Origin of the sequence: Streptomyces akebiae (assembly GCF_019599145.1) — a bacterium.
GTDB classification, from domain to species: domain Bacteria; phylum Actinomycetota; class Actinomycetes; order Streptomycetales; family Streptomycetaceae; genus Streptomyces; species Streptomyces akebiae.
The window spans coordinates 1,428,439-1,448,492 of record NZ_CP080647.1; the positions used below are offsets into that span (position 1 = coordinate 1,428,439).

General features: G+C 68.8%; 17 protein-coding genes. 3 read left to right on the forward strand and 14 right to left on the reverse strand.

Translation table 11 applies throughout. The features are described from left to right. Positions 1-42: 42 nt before the first annotated feature. The 4 genes from K1J60_RS06300 to K1J60_RS06315 form a co-directional block, all read right to left on the reverse strand. Positions 43-807: a MerR family transcriptional regulator gene (locus K1J60_RS06300; protein ID WP_220651304.1), complete on the reverse strand. Its 765-nt coding sequence runs from the start codon at positions 805-807 to the stop codon at positions 43-45. Between the two features lie 79 nt (positions 808-886). Next, a complete protein-coding gene (locus tag K1J60_RS06305) occupies positions 887-1,189 on the reverse strand; it encodes a sulfurtransferase TusA family protein (RefSeq protein WP_220645302.1) in 303 nt (100 codons plus the stop codon). A gap of 80 nt (positions 1,190-1,269) precedes the next feature. Further along, on the reverse strand, positions 1,270-2,418 hold the full coding sequence (locus tag K1J60_RS06310; RefSeq protein ID WP_220645303.1) for a cysteine desulfurase family protein: 1,149 nt from the start codon (positions 2,416-2,418) through the stop codon (positions 1,270-1,272). Then, positions 2,415-3,083, reverse strand: coding sequence for an ArsR/SmtB family transcription factor (locus K1J60_RS06315; protein ID WP_259407579.1), 669 nt, complete (start codon positions 3,081-3,083; stop codon positions 2,415-2,417). The genes K1J60_RS06310 and K1J60_RS06315 overlap by 4 nt, the downstream gene beginning before the upstream one ends. A 67-nt stretch (positions 3,084-3,150) precedes the next feature. On the opposite strand from K1J60_RS06315, the gene K1J60_RS06320 reads away from it, so the two are divergent. Together K1J60_RS06320 and K1J60_RS06325 are read left to right on the forward strand one after the other, a co-directional pair. Further along, the gene (locus K1J60_RS06320) at positions 3,151-4,533 is read left to right on the forward strand and encodes an MBL fold metallo-hydrolase (RefSeq protein ID WP_259407580.1); all 1,383 of its coding nucleotides are present in this window, start codon (positions 3,151-3,153) and stop codon (positions 4,531-4,533) included. Further along, complete coding sequence (locus K1J60_RS06325) at positions 4,530-5,798, forward strand: MFS transporter (protein WP_220645305.1); 1,269 nt, start codon at positions 4,530-4,532, stop codon at positions 5,796-5,798. Before K1J60_RS06320 ends, K1J60_RS06325 begins: the two co-directional genes overlap by 4 nt. 69 nt (positions 5,799-5,867) lie before the next feature. Here the strand turns inward: K1J60_RS06325 and K1J60_RS06330 are convergent, their stop codons facing one another. From K1J60_RS06330 to K1J60_RS06375, 10 genes are all read right to left on the reverse strand, one after another. Next, positions 5,868-6,350 (reverse strand): hypothetical protein, encoded by a 483-nt coding sequence (locus K1J60_RS06330; RefSeq protein WP_220645306.1) that lies wholly within the window; start codon positions 6,348-6,350, stop codon positions 5,868-5,870. A gap of 1 nt (position 6,351) precedes the next feature. After that, the gene (locus K1J60_RS06335; protein ID WP_259407581.1) at positions 6,352-8,463 is read right to left on the reverse strand and encodes a site-specific integrase; all 2,112 of its coding nucleotides are present in this window, start codon (positions 8,461-8,463) and stop codon (positions 6,352-6,354) included. 65 nt (positions 8,464-8,528) lie between these two features. Beyond that, positions 8,529-10,307 (reverse strand): hypothetical protein, encoded by a 1,779-nt coding sequence (locus tag K1J60_RS06340; protein WP_220645308.1) that lies wholly within the window; start codon positions 10,305-10,307, stop codon positions 8,529-8,531. Then, complete coding sequence (locus tag K1J60_RS06345) at positions 10,307-11,692, reverse strand: site-specific integrase (protein ID WP_220651306.1); 1,386 nt, start codon at positions 11,690-11,692, stop codon at positions 10,307-10,309. Before K1J60_RS06345 ends, K1J60_RS06340 begins: the two co-directional genes overlap by 1 nt. 162 nt (positions 11,693-11,854) lie before the next feature. Next, positions 11,855-12,670 carry an MFS transporter gene (locus K1J60_RS06350; protein WP_259407583.1) on the reverse strand — a complete coding sequence of 272 codons (816 nt, stop codon included), beginning with the start codon at positions 12,668-12,670 and terminating at the stop codon, positions 11,855-11,857. Next, positions 12,667-13,215 carry an NUDIX domain-containing protein gene (locus K1J60_RS06355; protein WP_259407584.1) on the reverse strand — a complete coding sequence of 183 codons (549 nt, stop codon included), beginning with the start codon at positions 13,213-13,215 and terminating at the stop codon, positions 12,667-12,669. Before K1J60_RS06355 ends, K1J60_RS06350 begins: the two co-directional genes overlap by 4 nt. Before the next feature lie 468 nt (positions 13,216-13,683). Beyond that, positions 13,684-14,715, reverse strand: a complete 1,032-nt coding sequence (locus K1J60_RS06360) for an endonuclease/exonuclease/phosphatase family protein (protein WP_220645309.1) — start codon at positions 14,713-14,715, stop codon at positions 13,684-13,686. Between the two features lie 154 nt (positions 14,716-14,869). Further along, on the reverse strand, positions 14,870-15,400 hold the full coding sequence (locus K1J60_RS06365; protein ID WP_220645310.1) for a GntR family transcriptional regulator: 531 nt from the start codon (positions 15,398-15,400) through the stop codon (positions 14,870-14,872). Positions 15,401-15,533: 133 nt separating this feature from the next. Then, positions 15,534-17,186, reverse strand: a complete 1,653-nt coding sequence (locus K1J60_RS06370; protein WP_220645311.1) for a helix-turn-helix transcriptional regulator — start codon at positions 17,184-17,186, stop codon at positions 15,534-15,536. Positions 17,187-17,321: 135 nt separating this feature from the next. Beyond that, positions 17,322-18,263, reverse strand: a complete 942-nt coding sequence (locus K1J60_RS06375) for a hypothetical protein (RefSeq protein ID WP_259407585.1) — start codon at positions 18,261-18,263, stop codon at positions 17,322-17,324. A 593-nt stretch (positions 18,264-18,856) separates the two neighbouring features. On the opposite strand from K1J60_RS06375, the gene K1J60_RS06380 reads away from it, so the two are divergent. Further along, entirely contained in the window at positions 18,857-20,041 is a 1,185-nt protein-coding gene (locus K1J60_RS06380; RefSeq protein ID WP_259407586.1) for an acyl-CoA dehydrogenase family protein, read from the forward strand. The last annotated feature ends 13 nt before the right edge of the window (positions 20,042-20,054 follow it).

Here is a 20,054-nt window from a genome sequence, read left to right on the forward strand (position 1 = left end):
TGACAGAAAACGGAAAGGGTGAGGAACGACGGGGTGGGTTGGTCAGTCGATGGGGCCGAACAGGTCGGCGAGCAGGCCGGACCCGTCGGCGGGCGCGCGTACTTCCAGGTGCAGCAGTCGGCCGTCGAGGTGGAGGCGGAAGTCGAAGAACGGGCAGCACTGCTGCTCGGCGGCGGCGAGTGCGGCCACGTCCCCGGCCAGGTTGGCGGGCAGAGACAGGCGCAGGCCGTCCGGGATGGCCTTGCGCACGGCGCCCTCGGTGAGCTGCTGCCACTGGGTGGTGCGCTCGCCGATGCCGTCGGCACTCAGGGAGCAGGCCACCGGTGCGGTCCTCCACCGCTCGGTGTCGGCCTCGGCGGCCTGGCTGCTGGGCAACAGCGGCACATCGACGGGGCGCGCGTCGTGTGCCGCGGGGGTGAGGAAGCCGCACTCGGGGTCGCAGCGGCCCGGCCGGTCGGGCAGGGCATCGAGGTGGTCCAGCGCCTGGTGCAGGGTGGCGGTGAACGAGGCCAGCTCTGCGGCGCGGACTTCGGCGTCGGCAATCCGGGCCTCGACGCGGGGTCGAAGGTTGGCCTTCACATCCGCGCATGCCCCCGACTCCCACACGGCCAGCAATTGGGAGACTTCCTCCAGCGGCAGCCCCAGGTGCTTGGCCGCGCCGATGAACGCCAGGCGCTCGACGGCGTCTTCCCCGTAGAGGCGGTAGCCGGCCGGACTCCGGTCGGCGGGCAGTAGACCGGCACTCTCGTAAAACCGCAGTGTGGTGGCCGGGACACCGCAGTGCTCGGCAAGCTGGGAGATCCGCATCGTGCTCACACCCCGACGGTAAACCTTCGACCCGACTCGAAGGTCAAGGTCGATTCGTGCGGGCCCTACCGCGGCCGGGTCAGTGGCCCTTTGCTGCCGGGTGCCACGGTGCGTCGGCGCGGGTTGGGCGGGCGTCGGCGGCCAGTTGCAGTGCGTACACCGGCTGGTCGTGGCCCGGGGTGGGGCCAAGGTAGGCGTGGCCGGTCATGTGGCACCAGGAGGGCAGGTCGAGCGGGGCCGCCGGGTCGGTGGCGATGACGTGAACGATCGTGCCGGCCTGTGCATCCTGGATGTGGTCACGCAGCCGGAGCAGGAGTGTCACGCACAGCAAGCCCGTGCCGTCGACGGTGATGTCCGCCGCCGGAACGGGAGCCGTCGTCATCGCGGCAGGCTCCAGGTGACGCTCCACCGGCGGCGAGGCAGCTTGCTCTCCGTGCTCTTTGCCGGCCGTCTCCTTGGCCATCAGTTTGCTGCCCGCGCAAGCAGTTCGACGGTCCGGTCGATGTCGTCGGCGGTGGTCCAGCGGCCGAGGGACAGGCGGAGAGCGGCAAGACTGCGGGTCTCGGGCAGGCCCATGGCGCTGAGGACCGGGGAGGGCCGGTGGTCGCCGCTGTGGCAGGCCGAGCCGGTGGAGGCGGCGATTTCGGGGACGGCGTCGAGGAGTTCGTGGCCGCGGATGCCGTCGATGCTGATGTTGAGCGTGTTGGGCAGGCGCGGTTCGGCGGGGCCGTTCAGATGGATACGGCCGGGGAGCCGGGTGGTCAGGCCGGTGTGGAGGCGGTCGCGCAGTGCGGTGATGCGCTGTACGCCACCGTCGGCCAGCTCCTCCGCGGCGAGTTGGGCGGCGGCGCCCAGGCCGACGGTGAGGGCGACGTTCTCGGTGCCGGAGCGCAGGCCGCGTTCCTGGCCGCCGCCGTAGATCAGCGGTTCGAGGGCGGCACCTGCGCGGACGTACAGGGCGGCGATGCCCTTCGGGGCGTACATCTTGTGGCCGACGATCGTCATGAGGTCGACGCCCAAGTCCCTTACGTCCAGGGGGATCTTTCCGGCGGCCTGGGCGGCGTCGCAGTGGAAGAGCGCGCTGTGGGCGTGGGTGATGCGGGCCAGTTCGGCGATGGGCTGGAGGACGCCGGTCTCGTTGTTGGCAGCCATGACCGAGACAAGGACGGTGCGCTCGGTGAGTGCGGCGGCCAGCGCCGCCGGGTCGAGGAGACCGTCACCGTCGACGGGCAGGTACGTCACCTCTGCGCCATGGAGCCGCTCCAGGGCGTGGCAGGTTTCCAGAATGCCGGGGTGCTCGGTGACCTGGGTGATCACATGCGGGCGGTCGGTCTCGGCGGCGAGTACGGCGCCACGCAGGGCGAGGTTGTCGGCCTCGGATCCGGAGCCGGTGAAGACGATCTCTGCGGCGTCGGCGCCGATGAGATCGGAGACCTGGCCGCGGGCGCGGGCGAGGGCCCGCTTGGGCTCGGCGCCGTAGGCGTGGCTGCTGGAGGGGTTGCCGAACCAGTCGACCAGATACGGGCGCATCGCCTCGGTGACCCGCGGGTCGACCGGGGTGGTGGAGTTGTAGTCCAGATAGAGGGGGCTGCCGTCGAGCGCGGGGATCACGCGGCGGCCACCTTGTCCACGGGCAGCTCGGCCAGCCGCCACTCCAGCATCCCGTCGGTCAGCCGGACCGCTTTGCGGCCACGGGCGTGCAGCAGGCGTACGGCGTCGTAGGCGAGGACGCAGTAGGCGCCGCGGCAGTATGCGACCACCTCGGCATCATCCGGCAGCTCCGCGACGCGCTCGGCGAGTTCGTCGACGGGGATGGAGATCGCGCCGGGGATGTGCCCGGCGGCGTACTCCTCGGCCGGGCGGACATCGAGGACGACGATGCCCCCCACCCGGGCGCGGGCCAGGAGCTCCTCGCGGTCGACCTCCTCGGCATCGTCCGTGCCGAGGTAGGCAGTGCGGGCGGGCTCGACGTCGGCCTGATGCGTCTGGGCGACCTGGCGCAGCAGGGCATAGAGGGCGGCGACATCGTCGCCGGCCAGCCGGTAGTGGATGCGTACGCCGTCGCGGCGTGTGGCTACGAGTCCGGCCTGCTTGAGGGTCTGCAGGTGGGCGGAGGCAGTGGTCAGGTTCAGCCCCGCCGCTTTGGCGAGCGCATCGACGGTGCGCTCGCCCTGCGCCAGCAGATCGAGCAGTTCCAGGCGCTTTCCACTGCTCAGTGCCTTGCCGGTGCGGGCGAAGGCTTCGTACAGCGCCGCTTTGCGCTGGGGGTCTCCCATGACATCCTCCATCATTCCATGGAATATTGTAGCTAAGGGTGGGCGCTGAAGCGACCTGCACCTCTCCGTGAACCTGGAGGATCCGATGGGCTTCGCCGACGATCACTTGATACCGCTGGTCGATGAGGGGCTGGGCAACAGCGCCTACCTCGTCGACCTCGGCGACGGACGGGCCCTGGCCGTCGATGCGAGCCGCGATCTGCGTGCCCTGCGTGCCGCTGCCGACCGACGCAGCCTCACGGTCGCCTTCGCCGCCGACACCCACCTGCACGCCGACTTCCTGTCCGGTGCGGTGCAGCTCGCGCACGACGACGGCGCGGCCGTACTCGCCTCCGCCGCCGGGAACCGGGCCTTCGAGCACACCGCGCTCGCCGACGGCGACGAGACAGATCTCGGCGGCCTTACCTTGCGCGCGCTGGCCACCCCCGGCCACACCGACGAGCACCTGTCCTTCCTGCTCCTGGACGGCACCCGCGAGCTCGGAGTCTTCACCGGCGGTTCCCTGATCGTCGGCTCTGCCGCCCGTACCGACCTGCTCGGCGCCGACCGCGCGGAGGAGCTGGCCCGTGCCCAGTACCGCTCGCTGCGGCGCCTGGCCGAATTGCCGGACGCGACGGCCGTGTGGCCGACGCACGGCGCGGGCTCGTTCTGCTCCGCGCCGCCGGGTGCCGAGCGCACTACGACCATCGCCGCGCAGAAGCGGGCCAACCCGCTGCTCGCCGCACCGGACCAGGACACCTTCGTACGGAAGTTGCTCGGCAGTCTCGGCTCCTACCCCGCGTACTTCGACCGCCTGGGCGAGGCGAACCGGCGCGGGCCCGCCGTCCTCCGCTCGGCCCCGACTCTGCCCGCGCTCTCCCTGGACCAGGTGCCCCACCTGATAGGGGAGGGCGCCCAGATCATCGACGTACGCCCCGTGGCGGACTTCGCCGCAGGGCACATCCCCGGCGCCGTCTCCATCCCGCTGCGGGACCAGTTCGCCACCTGGCTGGGCTGGCTGCTGCCCGACGACACCCCACTCGTGTTCGTCGCCAACCCCGATCAGGACCTCGCCGAACTCACCTGGCAGGCCCTGAAGATCGGCTACGAGCGGCTGGCAGGACACCTCGACGGCGGTATGGACGCCTGGACTGCAGACAGCGGAGAGCAGGAACGTATCGAGCTCCTCACCGCCGACCGGATCGCCGGGCGCCCCGTCCTCGACATCCGCCAGCGAGCCGAGCACATCGCCGGCCATATCCCCGGCGCGGTCCACATCGAACTCGGCGACCTCACCGAGCGCAGCGGCGAGGCACCTCGGCGCCCCGTCGTGGCCTGCGGCCACGGTGAACGTGCCATGACCGCCGCCAGCCTCCTGCAGCGCACCGGCCACAAGGATCTCGCCGTCCTCGACGGCGGACCGGCCGACTGGTCCAAGGCCACCGGCCGTCCCCTGGAGGAGACCGCGTGACCACCCACACCACGAGCGAGACCAGCCCTGCAATACGTCTCGGACTACAGGCCAACCTCGCCCAGTTCAGCCTGCTCGTCGTGGTCAACGCCCTGGTCGGCGGCATGCTCGGCCAGGAACGCACCGTCCTGCCGCTCCTGGCCGACGACGTCTTCCACCTGTCCGCCTACACCGCGGCCATGACCTACATCCTGGCGTTCGGCGCCACCAAAGCCGTCACCAACTTCTTCGCCGGCACCTGGTCCGACCGCTACGGCCGCAAACCCGTCCTGATCGCCGGATGGCTCATCGCCCTGCCCGTGCCCGCCATGCTCGCCTGGGGCCCGTCGTGGGGCTGGATCATCGCCGCCAACATCCTGCTCGGCATGAACCAGGGCCTGACCTGGTCCACCACCGTCATCATGAAGATCGACCTGGCCGGCCCGGAGCGCCGCGGCCTGGCCATGGGCTTCAACGAGGCCGCCGGATACGTCGCCGTCGCCGCCACCGCCATGGCCACCGGCGCCATCGCCGAACACGCCGGACTGCGCCCCGAGCCATTCCTGCTCGGCGCCGCCTACGTCGTACTGGCCCTGGGCCTGTCCACCTTCGCGGTCCGCGAGACCCGCGACCACGCCCGCTTCGAAGCCGCCCGCCACGTCACCCCTGCAGGCAGCGAGCACGACGCGGAACTGACCACCGGCCAGATCGCCCGCCTCACCAGCCTTCGCGACAAGGCCCTGTCCGCCGCCAGCCAGGCCGGCATGGTCAACAACCTCAACGACGCCCTGGCCTGGGGCATCTTCCCCCTCCTCTTCGCCGCCCACGGCCTGTCCATCGCCCAGATCGGCCTCCTCGCCGCCCTCTACCCAGCCGTCTGGGGCGCCGGGCAGATGCTCACCGGCTGGTGGTCCGACCGCATCGGCCGCAAACACCTCATCACCGCCGGAATGCTGCTCCAGGCCGCCGCCATCGCTCTCGTCGCCGCCGGTACCACCTTCGGCGTCTGGGCCACCGCCCAGATCCTCCTCGGTCTCGGCACCGCTCTTGTCTACCCGACCCTGCTCGCCGTCATCGGCGACGTCGCCCACCCCGCCTGGCGCGCCCGCGCCGTCGGCGTCTACCGCCTCTGGCGTGACGGCGGCTTCGCCGTCGGCGCCCTCCTCGCCGGAGCCCTCGCCGACGCCTACAGCCTGACCACAGCCATCTGGGCCATCGCCGCCCTCACCGCCGCCTCCGGCCTGGTAGTGGCGCTGCGGATGTACGAGACACATCCACGAAGCTGACGTGTCGCGTAGAGGGGCTGCTGCCGTTGGGCGGGCTGCGGCGACAAGTCTGGTGCGCGACGAAGGAAGCTAGCCAGGAGATCGGGTGGCTGCGATCGGCAGAGCCCGCACGTTCGACGGCGAGGCCAAGACATCGCGAAGCCGCTCGATCTCCATCCTCTGGGCGGCGATCTGCGACAGAGCCCGCTCCCTGAAGTCAGTGAGCCCATCGATCTGCACGTCACGCGCGGCGAGGCGTTCCTTCAGCCCGGAGACCTGTTCCTTGAGGCGCTTGATCTGTGCCGCCCGCGGGTCCGGAATCACGCCCGTTTCCCGAAGCTCGGTCAACCGGCGCTCGAACTCCTCCGCCAGGCGTTGGTAGGGGCCAGGCCGCGGCGAGCCGTCGCGGTTCTTCTTGGGATAGAAACCGGTGCGGGCGACCCCAGCCTGTGCTGCGAGGGTCTTGATGTCGCATTTGGCGCCCGGAGGAACGTCGCCGGCAAGGAGCCGTTCCATGACGTGCCGAATGGCCGTCTTGTTGTCCCGCCGGGTCTCGTCGCTGATGCGGGCCACGTCATGCCCCCGTTCCGGAGTGGGCGTCGATCTCGGCCAGCACCCGTTCATCGCGTGCGAGTTCCGTACTCAGCCGGGCCTTCTCCGTCCGCTGAGCGCGTCCGATGGTGGCGATGAAGACCTTCTTGCTCTCGGCGCTGGTCGCCCATACCGGGCGGTGCCCGGCATGGTGGGTGGCCTGGGGGCACCGCGCTGAATCGCACATGCCGATCAAGGGCTCTGTTGCCCCGCGGGCGTGGGCCCCTGCGAGCTTGAGGCACAGCGCCTTGGACGGATCGAGGAACCAGCAGTAGTTCGCCGGCCCCAGGTGCAGGGACTTGGCCCGCTTGGCGAGCAGGTTCGTCACCTCCTGGTCGCTGCGCTTGATGTTCGGCGCCCCGGAGGAATCCAGCTGGTCGTCGACGAACGCGAAGAAGTCCAGGAGGTCGCTGGCGCCGGGCCCCGCAGGGCGGATACCGTTCTGGTAGTCGTGGAAAGCGTCGAGGGCGACGCGCATCTTGTGCTCTCGCTCCTCTTGGCCGAACTCGGCCATCAGCACCGACTGGGCCCCACCGGGGCGGTCCGCATAGCCCTCCGTGGTGACCACGGAAATGTGCTTGAGATGGATCTTGGCGGCCAGCAGACCACCGGGCCGGTGCGCCATTTCCACCGCGAGGGTTCTCCGTAGCATCCGCAGACTGACCGGCACCTCGGGGATCGGCGCCAGCCCAAGCCGACGGCCCTCTGGCCCATTGACCCAGGTCAGGAACCATTCGTACGGGGTGAAGAAAGAGAGCGACTTGAACAGGTGACCGTCGTTCTTCACCGGGTCAGTGAGCGAGGCGGCTACGTCGGCGGTGTCGTACGCCTGCTTGATGGTCACCCACTGATCGTGTTCACCACCCAGCTTCCGGCCCTTGATGACCTTGCCCTTCAGGCGGTAGCGGAGGCGGCCCTCGCCGAGCTGTTCGGGAGGCAGGCGGCAGTCGTGGGTCAGCTCAGCCAGTTCGCTCTTCCGCATTCCGGTCAGTGCGGCGAGCGCGATGAGGCAGGCTGTGCGGGCCCGGGAGAGCTGCAGTCGGGCCTCGGTGGTGTTCATCGGCAGGGTCCAGGGGACACTGCCCCGTCCGTCCGCGCGCTCCACCAGGGCGGCCGTCCGGCCCCAGCGTTTGGACAGGCCGACTTCCCTGACGGCCTTCTCCAGGTGGCCGCGCAGGGTGGGCAGCCACGTGTAGTGGAAGGCGTGCCGTCCGGTCTCGTGGGCGAGGGAGATCAGGTTCACCCGTAGCAGCGGATCGTCCGGATCCCAGCCGTCTGCCAGCCGCTCGGTTACGACGTGATCGAGGGCGACATCGAACGGATCAGCCTCCTGTATGTGGCGGTCGATGGCCTGCACGACCTCGACCCTCCAGTCCGGACGCTTCCGGTTGTTGCGGCCCGGCCGGTTCGGCACCATCTCCTGCAACTGTTGCTGCAGCTCCCTGACGTGCGGCGCCAGCACCTCCACCACGTACAGGGCCGCAGCGACGAGCGGTTGGAAGACGTCGTTGCTCAGCGGAGGTGTCGTGTTGCCCGTCCGACGGACCATCCCGGCGACGGAGTACGCCGTGCGTCGCCCCCACGGACGGAAATCCGGAATGTAGCCGTCGGCTGAGAACAATTCCCTGTAATAGCCCAGCTCCTGGATGACCGCCACTACGTCCATGCGGTAGCCAGGGCTGCTGTCGCGGATCACGACGCCGTGCTTGTCCCGTACCTTCTTGCGGAGCTCCAGGTAGGCGGCGCAGTGCTGCTGGGTTACCTCCCCGAGATTGTCCACGCCCTGTTCGGTGAGCCAGTTCAGCCAGCCGGTCAGCACGGTCAGCCGCCCGTGCACCGTGGCTACCTGCACGGGCGTTCGGTAGGCGTGGGCAAGTTCCCGCACCGCGGGGTGGTCCGGTGCGAGGCGGGCGAAGATGAACTCCTTTGCGAGTTCCCTCCACTGGGGATTGAGGATCTCGGTGAAGGACAAGATCCGCGCATAGCGCGCAAGGTAATGGGGCAGTCCGATGACACCGGTGAAGTCCCAGATTGCGTCGTCGAAGTGAGGATGCGGGCCCGCGCCGTGGACCGGCAGACCGGCCGCAGCACACACGTCTTCACCTCGAAAGACGGAACGCGAAAAGGCAGCCGCGAGGCCCGTGGGCGGGTGCGGGGTGGTCATACGGTGTGCTCCTCGGGGCGCAGGGGAAGCTCGGCATGGGAGTCGGTGACCTCGGCAGCTGCAGTCCGCAGCGCGTGCTCGGAGAAGTACCGGTCGGGGGTCAGGATCTCGTCGAGACGGTGGGCGTACGGGCCGAAGACAGGGATGAACTCGGCAGTGGTCATCTGCTGCCACTGACGGGAGAAGAACGCCCGGAGCCGCAGCAAGTTCGGCAGATGGCGTGGGGCGAACAAGGCCAGCGGGCACAGCAGGCACACCCACGGGCGGGCCGGACAAGGCTTGCCCTTCGGCCCGTGGAGTCCCGACAGTTGATCTCCACATGCCGCGGTGAATACGTCGCGTTCCCCGGATAAAAGCTGCGCCAAGGCGTCGTCGTCCAGGCCGAGCCGCTTCATGTGCTCGGGATAGTTCTCCACTAGGTCGGCCATTTCAGCGGTGGCCAGCACCAAGGGCGGCAGCGCCCGGCGAACGAGGTCCTCCTGCGCCTGGGCGATGATGTCTTCCGCCGCCTCGCGCTGAGCCGGCGTCGTGTTCGTCAGGTAGTGGTCCCCCTCGACGCCGGGGGACCGGTTTGGATCCAGCGTGGACCGGCGGCTACCGCGCCAGTGTGACCGGTCTTTCAGCGCGTCGTGGGTAGTGCGGATGCGGTGCCGGTGAAGGAACAGGGGGCGACCGTCGTCACCAGTCATCTGCGTGGGGCGCCCGACCTCGTCGGCGGCTTGGCGCCGCTCCACCCAGGCGCATATGGACAGGCGCGTGGCCGGCTTGGCCAGCCATCGCTCTCCCGCCCATGTGCCACTCGGCGTGAAACGCACCCAGAGCTCGGGGCGTAGTTCCTCGGGCGCGAAGCGGCGGGCCACCGCAGAGTGATCGAGCCACTGTTCCAGCAGGCGAGTGGCCTGACGTGACAGAGCAAGACTCTCCGCCGCCGTGCGGCCCTTGACGTAGCTGAGGAGGATCTTCTCGTCACCCGCCCACTCGATGTCGTCGAGTCCCAGATCCGCGATCCCGTCCGGCACGATCCCGGTGTAGGCGCCGAACAGCAGCTGATAGGCGATGATCACATCCAGGGTCGGGATCAGCGGATCCAGCACCGCGCGAAGACCGACCCCGTATCTCTGCCGGAAGGGGAACGAGCCGCGGTCTGCCATCTCGTTGACGAGCGGGTCGGGCCCGTTGTGAAGCACCAGCCAGTGATGGGCGGTGCGCTCACGGAGCGCAGCCCCCGGCCCGTCAGCTGACGAAGCGTGATCACGGGCCGCGCAGAACGCGCGGAAGGCGCCATCGACCTCGTCCCGGCAGGTACGGATGAGCCGGGCCCATTCGGCCTCGCTGTACGGCTGGTGCGAGCCGTACCGCTCGCCCGTGTTGAACAGCCGGCCATCGACGAACGCGCGCACGTCCGGCGCCAGAATCTGATCCTGGTCATCCGCGCAGCGCAACATCGCCCGCAGTGCGCTCTCCTGGGAGGATCGCACACCTTGCCGCCAGTACCGGGCGAGGAGCGCGCGCGTCAGATCGGATGCCTCGCCGGAGAACCCGGACTCGACCAGCCAGTCGCTGAAGCCACGGACGGCCGTGAGGTAGAGGTCGAAGCCTCCCGCGCTGTCGACCTGCCCGTGCGGATGGACAAGATCCGTAGCGCCTTCCAGCAGAGTGCGTGCCAGCCCCGGGAGCTCCACTGGTCGCCGCACACGCAGGCGACGGCGGTACTCCGACCCGTCGCTGAAGATGCAGTGCACACCTAGCGGGTCAAGGGTGACGGTGGCCGGCATCAGACCACCGCCGGTTCGTCGTCGAACTCAGTCTCGAGCTCCAGCTCGACGTCCTCGGCCAGCAGCCCGTACTCCTTGCCGACCCGCCGATACAGGGACGTGAACAGGCGAAGCACGTCCAGACGGTGGAGGTACGCTTCCGTGGTCAGTGAACTGGTATGTCCGAGCAGATCGCGCAGAATCAGCAGCGGTTCTTGGGTCCGTAGGTAGTGCGCCAAGGCGGCATCGTCGTCGGTGTCGCGGACCTGTCGAGCAGCCTGCTCGTACCAGCCCCGCATCAGCCGCGCCATGGTCGCCATGGCCATGGTGTGACGCAGCCGGTGCGGATTTACGTGCGGGAAACGCGGCTCGTAACGCTCGCGGATGCGGTCAGAGGTCCTGGCGAAGACCGTGGACCATCCGGTGAACGGGCGCCCCTGGCCCCACACCGACAGCAGCATCGAACCCCCCTCCGGGGCGACCAGACGCCGCCGCTCGTCAGGGACGAGAGAACTCCACTGCACACGAACCCCGTTGACACGACCGCCCCGCTGGTCGGCGTCCGTCACGAACAGCGGCTCTCCCCAGCGGGCCGGCGGACGCCACGACGATCCGAAGGTCGCTGCTGCCCGGTCGAGAGCGATGTAGGAATGCAGCTCGGCAAGCGAGTCGTAGTCGATCCATGACTCGCGGTACTTGCTCCCCTTGGTGACTCCGGAAGGGACCGGGAACGACACCGGCACCGCGGTCCGTCGCGAGGGAAGTACGGGCACCTCGCAGACCAGCAGGTACGTGTACTCCTGGCTGCGTAGCCCGCTGGAGACGATCATTCGGCCGACCGCCGAGTTCCGGGCCAACTCCCGTCCGCAGTAACGCAGATCCCGCTCCCCGTCGGGGCTCAGGCCCGCCAACCCCTTCAGGAACATGTCCGTGAAGTCGTCGTCGAGATACTTGATCGTCACGTGAGGCTTGGCCTGGCGCCGCCGTGACTGGTTGACCCGTCCGCGACGGACTTGCCCCTTGAAGGCCCAGACCGCCTGCCGGTACGTGAATGGCTCGGAGTCTGCGTACTCCTCGTCCTTCGCCCACTTGTAGAACCCCGCCAGAATCCCCATGTTCTGGTTCCACGTGGACGCCTCGAAGCGGTGCTTGATGGGCCCCTGGGCTCGATAGACGGAGTACGCGCCCAACGCTGCCTTCAGACGACGCCGCGTGTCGAACAGCGCGACCCCGTGCCCGGATATGAACTCCAGCCACTCACGCACCGTACGCACGTAGTAGGGCCACGAATTTGGCGATGGGCATCCATTCGCCGGTAGCTCGCAGGCCCAGCAGTTGATCACGGTGGTGGGACGGACGCCGTTGCTGTCTTCGAAGAGAAGGTCGTCGTCAAACAGCAACGGCATCCCCTCCGGGATCGCCGGCCTGAACGCAAGTCCCCAGGACTCCCAGCCTGCTGATGAGTACGTCGATTGGTGCATGGCCGATGAGTACCAATGCAACCCGGCTGAGTGCAACAACCAAACGAGCAGGTCAGGCGGGGTATCAGACGGTAAGCAACACCGTCGTTAAGCGGGAACAAGCAGGTACAGCGCCCACACGGTGTTCAGCACGCCCAGGGCAAAGCTCGTGGTCGAGTTGGTGAGCGTGAGCGTGCGCAGGGTGGTGTCGCGGAAGACGTACCGCATGCCTTCCGCGATGTCCGTGCGCAGCCGCGCTCCGCGGGCCCTGGCCGGGGGCGTGGACTCGGTGACGCGGATACGGGTCGTGCACCAGGCGCTGACGGCGTACGAGAAGGCGTCCGCGATGAGCGCACGGCTCGCCCCCAGGACGGAGACCAGGACCGCGCCGAGACTGCTGCCCGCCGTGGCGGACACGGAGAACAAGGCGCCGATCCGGCTGTTGCCCTTCTGCAGCAGGGAACGGTCCAGCAGGGTGGGGAGATAGGCGATGGCGGCGGCATCGTGCACGACCCCGGCACTGGCCTGGACGAGGGCGACCACCATCAGCTGCTGGAAGGTGAGCGCTTCCAACGCGGCGGCGAGCGGCAAGCTGAGCAGGGTGATCAAACAGACCAGATCCCCGCCGATCATGAGCGGGCGTTTGGGATGACGGTCGGCCAGCGCCCCGGCGGGCAGCGCGAACAGCAGGCTGGGCACCTGTGTCAGGAACACGAGCGCGGCCACCTCGGCAGTGGAGGCGTTCAGCTCGACCACGGCCAGGAAGGGCACGGCCACGCTGCTCACCGACGATCCGGCCACGCTCGTCGCCTCACCCGCCACGTAGAGCAGATAGGCGCGGTGGCGCCACAGAGCCGGGGCGTCAGCCTGCGAGGGAGCCGGGGCGCGAGCCGGACCTGGGGCGGGTTTCGGAGCAGGCGTCATGCCGCGCCCCCGTCCGCCGAGACGGTGATGGTGGTGAACAGCCGGCCAGCGGTGAAACTCTCCAGGACCTCCCGGGTGTAGGGGTGGCAGTCGCGAGGCGGATTCCCGGGGTCGATCCACAGGATCCCGTCGTGCTTGTGGGGCTCGGCGTTGACCGGGACGCCCTGCCACCGTTGCGCGGTGAACACGGCTCCGATCACCCGCACCCCGTCCGTGTCCAGGTAGTGCACCAGCTGGCAGAACTCCAGGTCGTCGGGTGCGACGTGGACACCGGTCTCCTCGGTGAGTTCGCGCAGCGCCCCCTCGTCGAGGAACTCGCCGGCCTCCAACTTCCCGCCGACCACGGTGACTTGGTTCGCGCTGGTCCTTGACTTTTCGTTGTGCCGCACGGCCAGGATGCGCCCGTCGTCGCGCACCACCAGCACCATCACGTTCGCCGGACTCAGATACGGATCGCACACGCCGTCCGCACCTCCAGCCGGGCCAGCGTCGTCCGCCCGCCGCTCGACGATCCCGCGGTCACCGTGGGGTTGGGCGCCGCTCATGCCCCCCACCTCGGATCCAGGTCTGAGATATCCGCCGCGCACGTGTGTACGGCGTCAACACCGCGCCCAGTCCGGGCGTGGTGGGGCGAGGCGGCCGGGCCCCGCTGTTCGAGAGCAGGAGGAGCGAGGGGGAGAGCAAGGGCGGGATTCATGGATTCCTCCTGTGAAGACCTGGGTGGATGGGGCGACTTGTCAACTTCCCTGCTGGAGAAGCAGTTACGGCTGACGGGGAGCGATGAGTCGGTCGAAAGTTCGACGACGTTCGGACCGCCCTTGGGGGAACTGGGTGACGTGGCCGTGATGCGACGTTCGATTCACTCGCACAGGGGGTCGTCACCCTCTGGAGGGATTGCCGTGGTTGAGCTGGCCCGCGCCTGGGCCTACGACACCCCTCCTCCGGAACAGGGACCGGCACCGGGGCAACAGCCGCGTGGCGGTGCCCCTGCGCGAGATGGACCCCCTTCGAGGTCAAGCGACCAAGTCCCAGGCAGGCAGCGGAGCGAATGCCCGTCGCAGAGCTTCGACGAGCCCGCGATAGGAGAGGTCGACGACCAGGGCGTGGTGATCGCTCAAGCCGGTCATGTCCAGAACGGTGACGCCCAGCACGGCCTGGACGGTCCATGGATCCATATAGCCGCGGTCGGTCCGTGACTCGCCGCCCTGGCCGACGGCAGCGAACCCCGCCGTTGGAGCCAGGGCGCCCGATTGGCCGAGGCGGCGCGCGGCGAACCGGGCCGGGTCGTGCATGTTGCAGTCCAGCATCAGGTCGTCCAGCATCGTGCAGCTCCGCCATGATCCGTCCGCCTGCTTGAGGGCACGGTGGCGACGGTGCACGAGGTCCGTGACCGTGGTCCAGTCGATCTCCGGTACCGACTCGCCGACGGGCACCGGGTATTCGTTCGTGTCGCCGAACAGCCAGCAGGCCGCCCGGGAGCGCTCGGGGTCGGTACCATGCTGGGCCTTGACCTTGTCCACCATGGCCGACAGCTCGTACGCCTCGGCCGCCCGGCCGAGCGGCGAGCAGAACGCACTGTGGAACTCGGCCGTCACGATGGGCACTTCAGGAACTTCCGGAAGCGTCAGCTGCACATTGGTGGGAGGCGTCCGGAACACCTTCGGGTGATGGTGTTGAAGACCGACGGCGAACGTGGACTCCCTCACCAGGAGCCCCGTCGGGTTGCGGCCCTGGCCCATACGGGCGCGGAAGCCGCGCATCCCTACCGTCTCCTGCAGAGCCCGCCACCGCCGTTCGGCGGCCTCCTTGACCTCGGCGCTCGCATCGGGCCTGGCCTGCGAGTACGTCAGCTCCGCCAGCCCCAGCCAGTCAGCCTCCAGCGGAGCCAGCCGCTCCCCGTAGTTCTGATGCCACAGGAGGGGAAGGACGCCTGGTTCTTCCTCGGGGCCGGCATCGTTCTTGATGTTCGACTGCACCAGTCGAACGACCCGTTCGCCGTAGGACGCTTTCGACGGGACGAGGGAGGACGGCCGGGCTATCGGCATGGGAATCCTTCGGGGTCAAGGACGAACGGAGGCGGGCGCCTGTCGCGCCCCTGATGGAAGACAGGACAGGCTGTTCGGTAGGGGCTGGCGGAGCCGGAGTGCACCGTGCGTGGCCGGGAGGCAGTCGGCGTGGTGGCCTCCCGCCCGCGCGGAGTCAGCCGGGCACGGTCTCAACGCGTGGAAGGCGATCGCCGACCCGTGTGCCCCTGGGGTTCACGGACGGGATCAGGAAGCCTTCGTCGACCAGCGCTTGGATGGCGCGACGGTAGGCAGCAGCGGATACACCGAACTCCTTCGCGAGCACCCTCTGGCGAGGGAGCATGCTCCCGGGCTGATAGATCCTCGTCGCGAGACGCCGACGGATCGTGAGCTCGATGTGACTGCGGGCCTGGCGGGGGCTCCGGTGCGGAATCGGAGGAGTACTTGGGGCGTCCGCCACCTTTGCGCCTCGGTGGTGCAGGTAGACCAGGCCGTTGTGAGCCAGACCGCGCAGGGCAACTGCCACGACGTGGAGGTCGACTTTGTAGCCGCTCGCCAGATCTGTCGACACCAGGAGGACGCCGGGCGGGATCACTCCCTCGGTGATCGCTTCCTGCAGACCGCGGTGTACCCGGCTGGCCTGTCCGGCTTGTTTCGGATCGAGCAAGCGCGTCTCGTCATCGCTGAGGTGGGCTGACGCGTTCAAAGGGCAATCACCGCATTCGGAGCTGTGAGGGATGGAGTTGGTCGCGCGCCCGGCCCAGGACGGGACACAGTGGATGGGAACGACACCGGTACCGGATGGGCCCGGCAGATGACGGCGGCACAACGCGAGTTCTTCATCCGGTCGGTGCCTCCGTGCGGCGAACGGCGGTGACGGTCTCAGGGACAGGTAGCTGGCCCGCCGCCGTGCGCAGGGCGCCGGCAAAACGCGCGTAGGTCTTGGCGTCGTCCCTCGGGTTCGTGTGCCACAGATCCTCAAGGGCGGCGAGTACGGCGAAGTCGCCCAGCAGCCGTCGTTCCCACTCATCCAGGGACCGGCCGTATCCGCGGACGAAGGCGTTCTGCAGAGCGGGGTACTCAGCCCACAGCAGTGACGGCCGGGCGAAGTCGACGGCGGCAGCCATCACCTGCGAGCGCTCGAACCCTGTCAGGGCCACGGATCGTGTCACCCGCTGCCATCGCCAGGCGCCGAATCCGAACGAGCCGTGGCAGAAGGCGACCGGCAGCTGCGGCAGGTCCTCACGCAGGACGACCAGGCGGCGCCGGATGACCGCGCGGTGCCCGGCTAGCACCGGGGGATCAATCCGTTCCAGTACGCGGTCGATGTAGTCGAGGTACCGCGAGGTGTTCTCGACGGCCTGCGCATGCCGATCGCCGGCCCCGAGTGTGCTCTCGTGAAGGATGCGCAGCAGCTGCCCAGCCTGCTCGTGCACGGATTCGCGCAGATGGAGGCCCCTGTCGGGCGCGTCATCCACACGTTCGCCGCGTGGCTGCCGCGTCAGTAGCGCCCGCAGTCTGGGGTCGAACCCGAGCAGGCGCGGCGCCTGTCCGGCGCCCAGCCGGCCGATGGCGTGCCGGTGCGCTGACACCTCGCGCTGGAGGTCGCTGTGGGTCCGCGGAACCCGCAGCTCGATGATCCCTTCCGGCGCCGACATCCGCCAACTACGGGCGCCGGAACCGTCTTTGGGCAGCTCCCACGTCGGATGGCGTCCCACGTAGTTGTTCACCCAGGTGGCCAGCTCCGGCGGGAGCGGCGCCGGGGCTCCTCGTGATTCCGCAACTGGTCTCTTGCCTCGGTCTGCCTCGCTCGGGTCGGGTGCCCTGGCAGGTGGGACGCTCCCGGCCGGGCTCCGGCGGGCGGGCGCCACCGACGGCAGCGGCAGCGGCGGCGTGGCGTGCAGGAGGACGCCGGTGCCCGTAACCGTTACGTGGAACGGGGGCAGCTCGGACAGTGCCGTGGCGGGGAAGCGCGGAGAGACGGCGCGGCAGGCCACGGCTTCCAGCAGTACTGCGTGAGCCGCGAGTTGATACCGGTTGTCCGCGCTGAACGCGAAGGTGAGCCGCGTCATGGCGGTGTTCACGGGGTCGACGTCGCACTGGAGCCGAGCCGCGATGCGCGAGCTACTCAACCCGGCCGCGACCAGGTCGAGGACCTTCTGATCGTCCTCGGACACGTAAGGTCGTATGCCGGGTACACCGGGGAGGGGCTCGCCGGTGACCAGGCCGTACACGGCAGCGAGGGCGGCGAGATGCTGTCGGTTGTCTGCCGCGAGCACGTGACACAGTCGCCGCGTCCGCTCGTCGACCTTGGTGATGCTGCTGAAGGTGGCTTTGGCGATGTCGACGCGGCGTCGCCCGGCCGCGATCAGATGCAGGATCGTCAGGTCCTCCTCCTCCAGGAGAACCGGCGCGCCGGCGAGCGGCGCCACGGTCGTGGCGTCGCCCGGATCGGCGGGCGCGTAATTGAGGTGTTCGCAGGCTAGGGTCATGAGTTTCGCTGTCGGGCGCTCTCGGCGCGGTAAGTCGGCATGTGCAGGGAAAGGGAGTGACCAGTTCCGCCCGCGACGGGGGGCACGGACGGAACTGGCGGTCCTAGGGCCGGACGGCTCCGGCGGGGTGATGGATCAGTCGGTGAGCGCGAAACGGGCACGGTAGAGATCGATGACCGTCGCGAGGTCGTACGTCACGACCACCGTGTGGTGATCGCTCAGGCCCGTCATGTCGATGACCTCGACGTTCACCACGGCGGGAAGCAGCCAATCGGTGGTGCAGACGCGGTCAACACGGTGGGCCGGGCCGTGGGTGTCGGATGCGTCCACGGTCGGGGCGACGGCCGAGAGGCCGGGGCCGCCGGGCAGGAGCGCGGCGTGCCGGGCGACGTCCTCCAGGTGCGCGGTCAGCAGGATGCGGTCCGGCTCGGAGTCCATCACCCGCTGACCGGGAGCGATCTCGTAGCTGCGGTGAGCGCGGTGCTGCGGGTCCTTGATCTCGTCGAGCGTGGGTATCGGGTGTTCGCCGGGTACAAGCCGGTCCGGGTCGACGTAGCTGTTGCAGTCCATGCCGATCGCGAGCACGGGTAGCTTGCGCTTGACCGGGCCGTGCTCGGTCTCGTACGTCTCGACGCGGTCGGCGAACCGTGTCACATCCTCGGCTTCGCCCTTCCGCTTGGTTGGCGAGTTGTAGGACAGGTGGGCGCACCCCGCCACGACGTCGACGTCCTGGGTACCGCGCACCCGCAGGGTCATCGCCGTGGGGTGCAGCAGCCAGCCCGGCCACTCCGTGTCCCATACGGTGATCTGCTCGAACACCTCGGGGTCGTAGTACAGCGCGGTCGCATGCTTTTTCGGGCCGAGTTCGCCAGTGAGCTTCAGGATGCGCTGCGACTCGCTGAACAGTACGGATCCGCGGCCGGTCGGGGCGTAGCCGAACGTCTCCTGTCGGCACAGGATCGTCGGACGCAGCGCGGTCAGCCGCTGATGCATGCTCAGCCACTTCTGGTAGTCGCCGTTGCCGTTCAACTCGAAGTTGCAGCTGACGATCCTGATACGCCGAGACTGTGCAGACACCCGGAGGCAGCCCTTTCATGTGGTCCAGCTGAAGGACGTCCGTTCGCGTACGCGACGGGGGCGCGTGCGCGAACGGGGTCTGGTTGCCCAGGCCCCCGGCCGGATGGACTGGCAGGGCGAAACCGGGGCCGCACTCTCGCGGCACGCAGCGGCCAACTACGGGAGCCGTGGTGCTGCGCGTCCGGAGTGCCTCAACTCTGGCCAGGGCAACGGATCGTTGCTACCTGCGGCGGAATCGTTCGGCGATCGTTCGCTATCCGCCAGACCTGTCATGGAGTCGAGCATCCGTGCGCAAAAGCAGCAAACGGGCTTGCGGGCGGTGCTGCCGGCGAGGCGAACGACCCTCAAACGATTCAAGAGCGGTGGTGCGACGAAGGCGATAAATCGCCACGGTGAGAGGAGTGCTCACCTGGGACATCAGCCGGACATGGCTCAGAACAGGAAGGGCACGGCCCGTTCGGGGCCGATCCTCCTCATCGCTGGAGCGGCGTCAGGGGGAGAAGCCGTGGTCGACCGGTCGGCCCTGCGGCCGGTGCGTACGCCGTCGTGCGCACAGGTGGTGGGGCCGAGGTCGCGTGTGAGGGAGGACGCTGGTGTTCGGCGGAGGCATCACTGAGCGCCACGAGCAACTGAAGGCCGAGGTGCGGGCGTTCGCCGAGACCGAGGTCGCGCTTCGTATAGCGCGCATGGAGGCGAGTGGCGTTGTGGAGCGGGACCTTGCCTGGGAGATCGCCCGGCGAGGGTGGATCGGCGTCACGATCGATTCCGCGTACGGCGGGATGGGTGCCGGCCACGTGGCGAAGGTGGTCCTCATCGAGGAGTTGGCCCGGGTGTGCGGGGCGATGGGGGCTGCGGCTCAGGCATCGCAGCTTCCTGTCGCGATGATCGACAACTTCGGCAGTGAGGATCAGAAACAGCGCTGGCTTCGGCCGATCGCAGCGGGCGAAGTCATGCCGACGATCGCCGTTACCGAGGAGGTCTCGGGCAGCCAGATCGGAGGCATTCAGGGCCATGCCCGCCGCCGACGGGGCGGGTGGGTGCTAAATGCACAGAAGGTGTATGTGGGCAACAGCCACCTCGCCAACCTGCACTGCGTGGTGGTGCGTACGGCCGACTCTGGCCCGGGAAGTCTGTCCGCGTTCCTGGTGGAAAGTGAACGCGACGGTGTGTCGGTGGGCCCGCAGGTGCCGGCGATGGGACTGGCCGGGTTCTCCTTCGGCACGGTCCTCTTCGAGGACGTATGGGTGCCGGAGGAGAACCTGCTGGGAGCTGTGGGCGACGGCCGGGACGTCGCCGACTCTGCAAGTGTCCTGAACGGACGGACCAACCTGGGAGCAGTCTCCCTGGGCGTGCACCAGGCCACCGTGGAGACGACGCTCGCGTTCGCGGCCGAGCGGCAACGCTACGGCCGACCATTGAGCGAACTCGGCGCGGTCGAACAGCGGTTGGGCCAGATGGTGTCGAACCTGATGACAGCCCAGACCGTCCTGTATTGGGCAGCCGACATGCTCGACCGGGGGGTGCCGTGTGACGGACAACTGATGAACGCCAAGCTCGTCAACTACGAGCTGGGGACGGCGTCGGCGAAGCTGGGCATGGAGGTGCATGCCGCCTGCGGCCTGTTCACCGACCGCCCGATCGAACGGTGCTTCCGGGACGCGCATGCCATCTTCGCCCCGGCCGGTACTTCGGATGTACAGCGACTCAGGCTGGCGAAGTTCGCGCTGGGCACTGCGCAGCAGCCGGAGTGGTCGCAGATGTTTGCCGCCCCCACTTAGGCCGTGGGAGCGG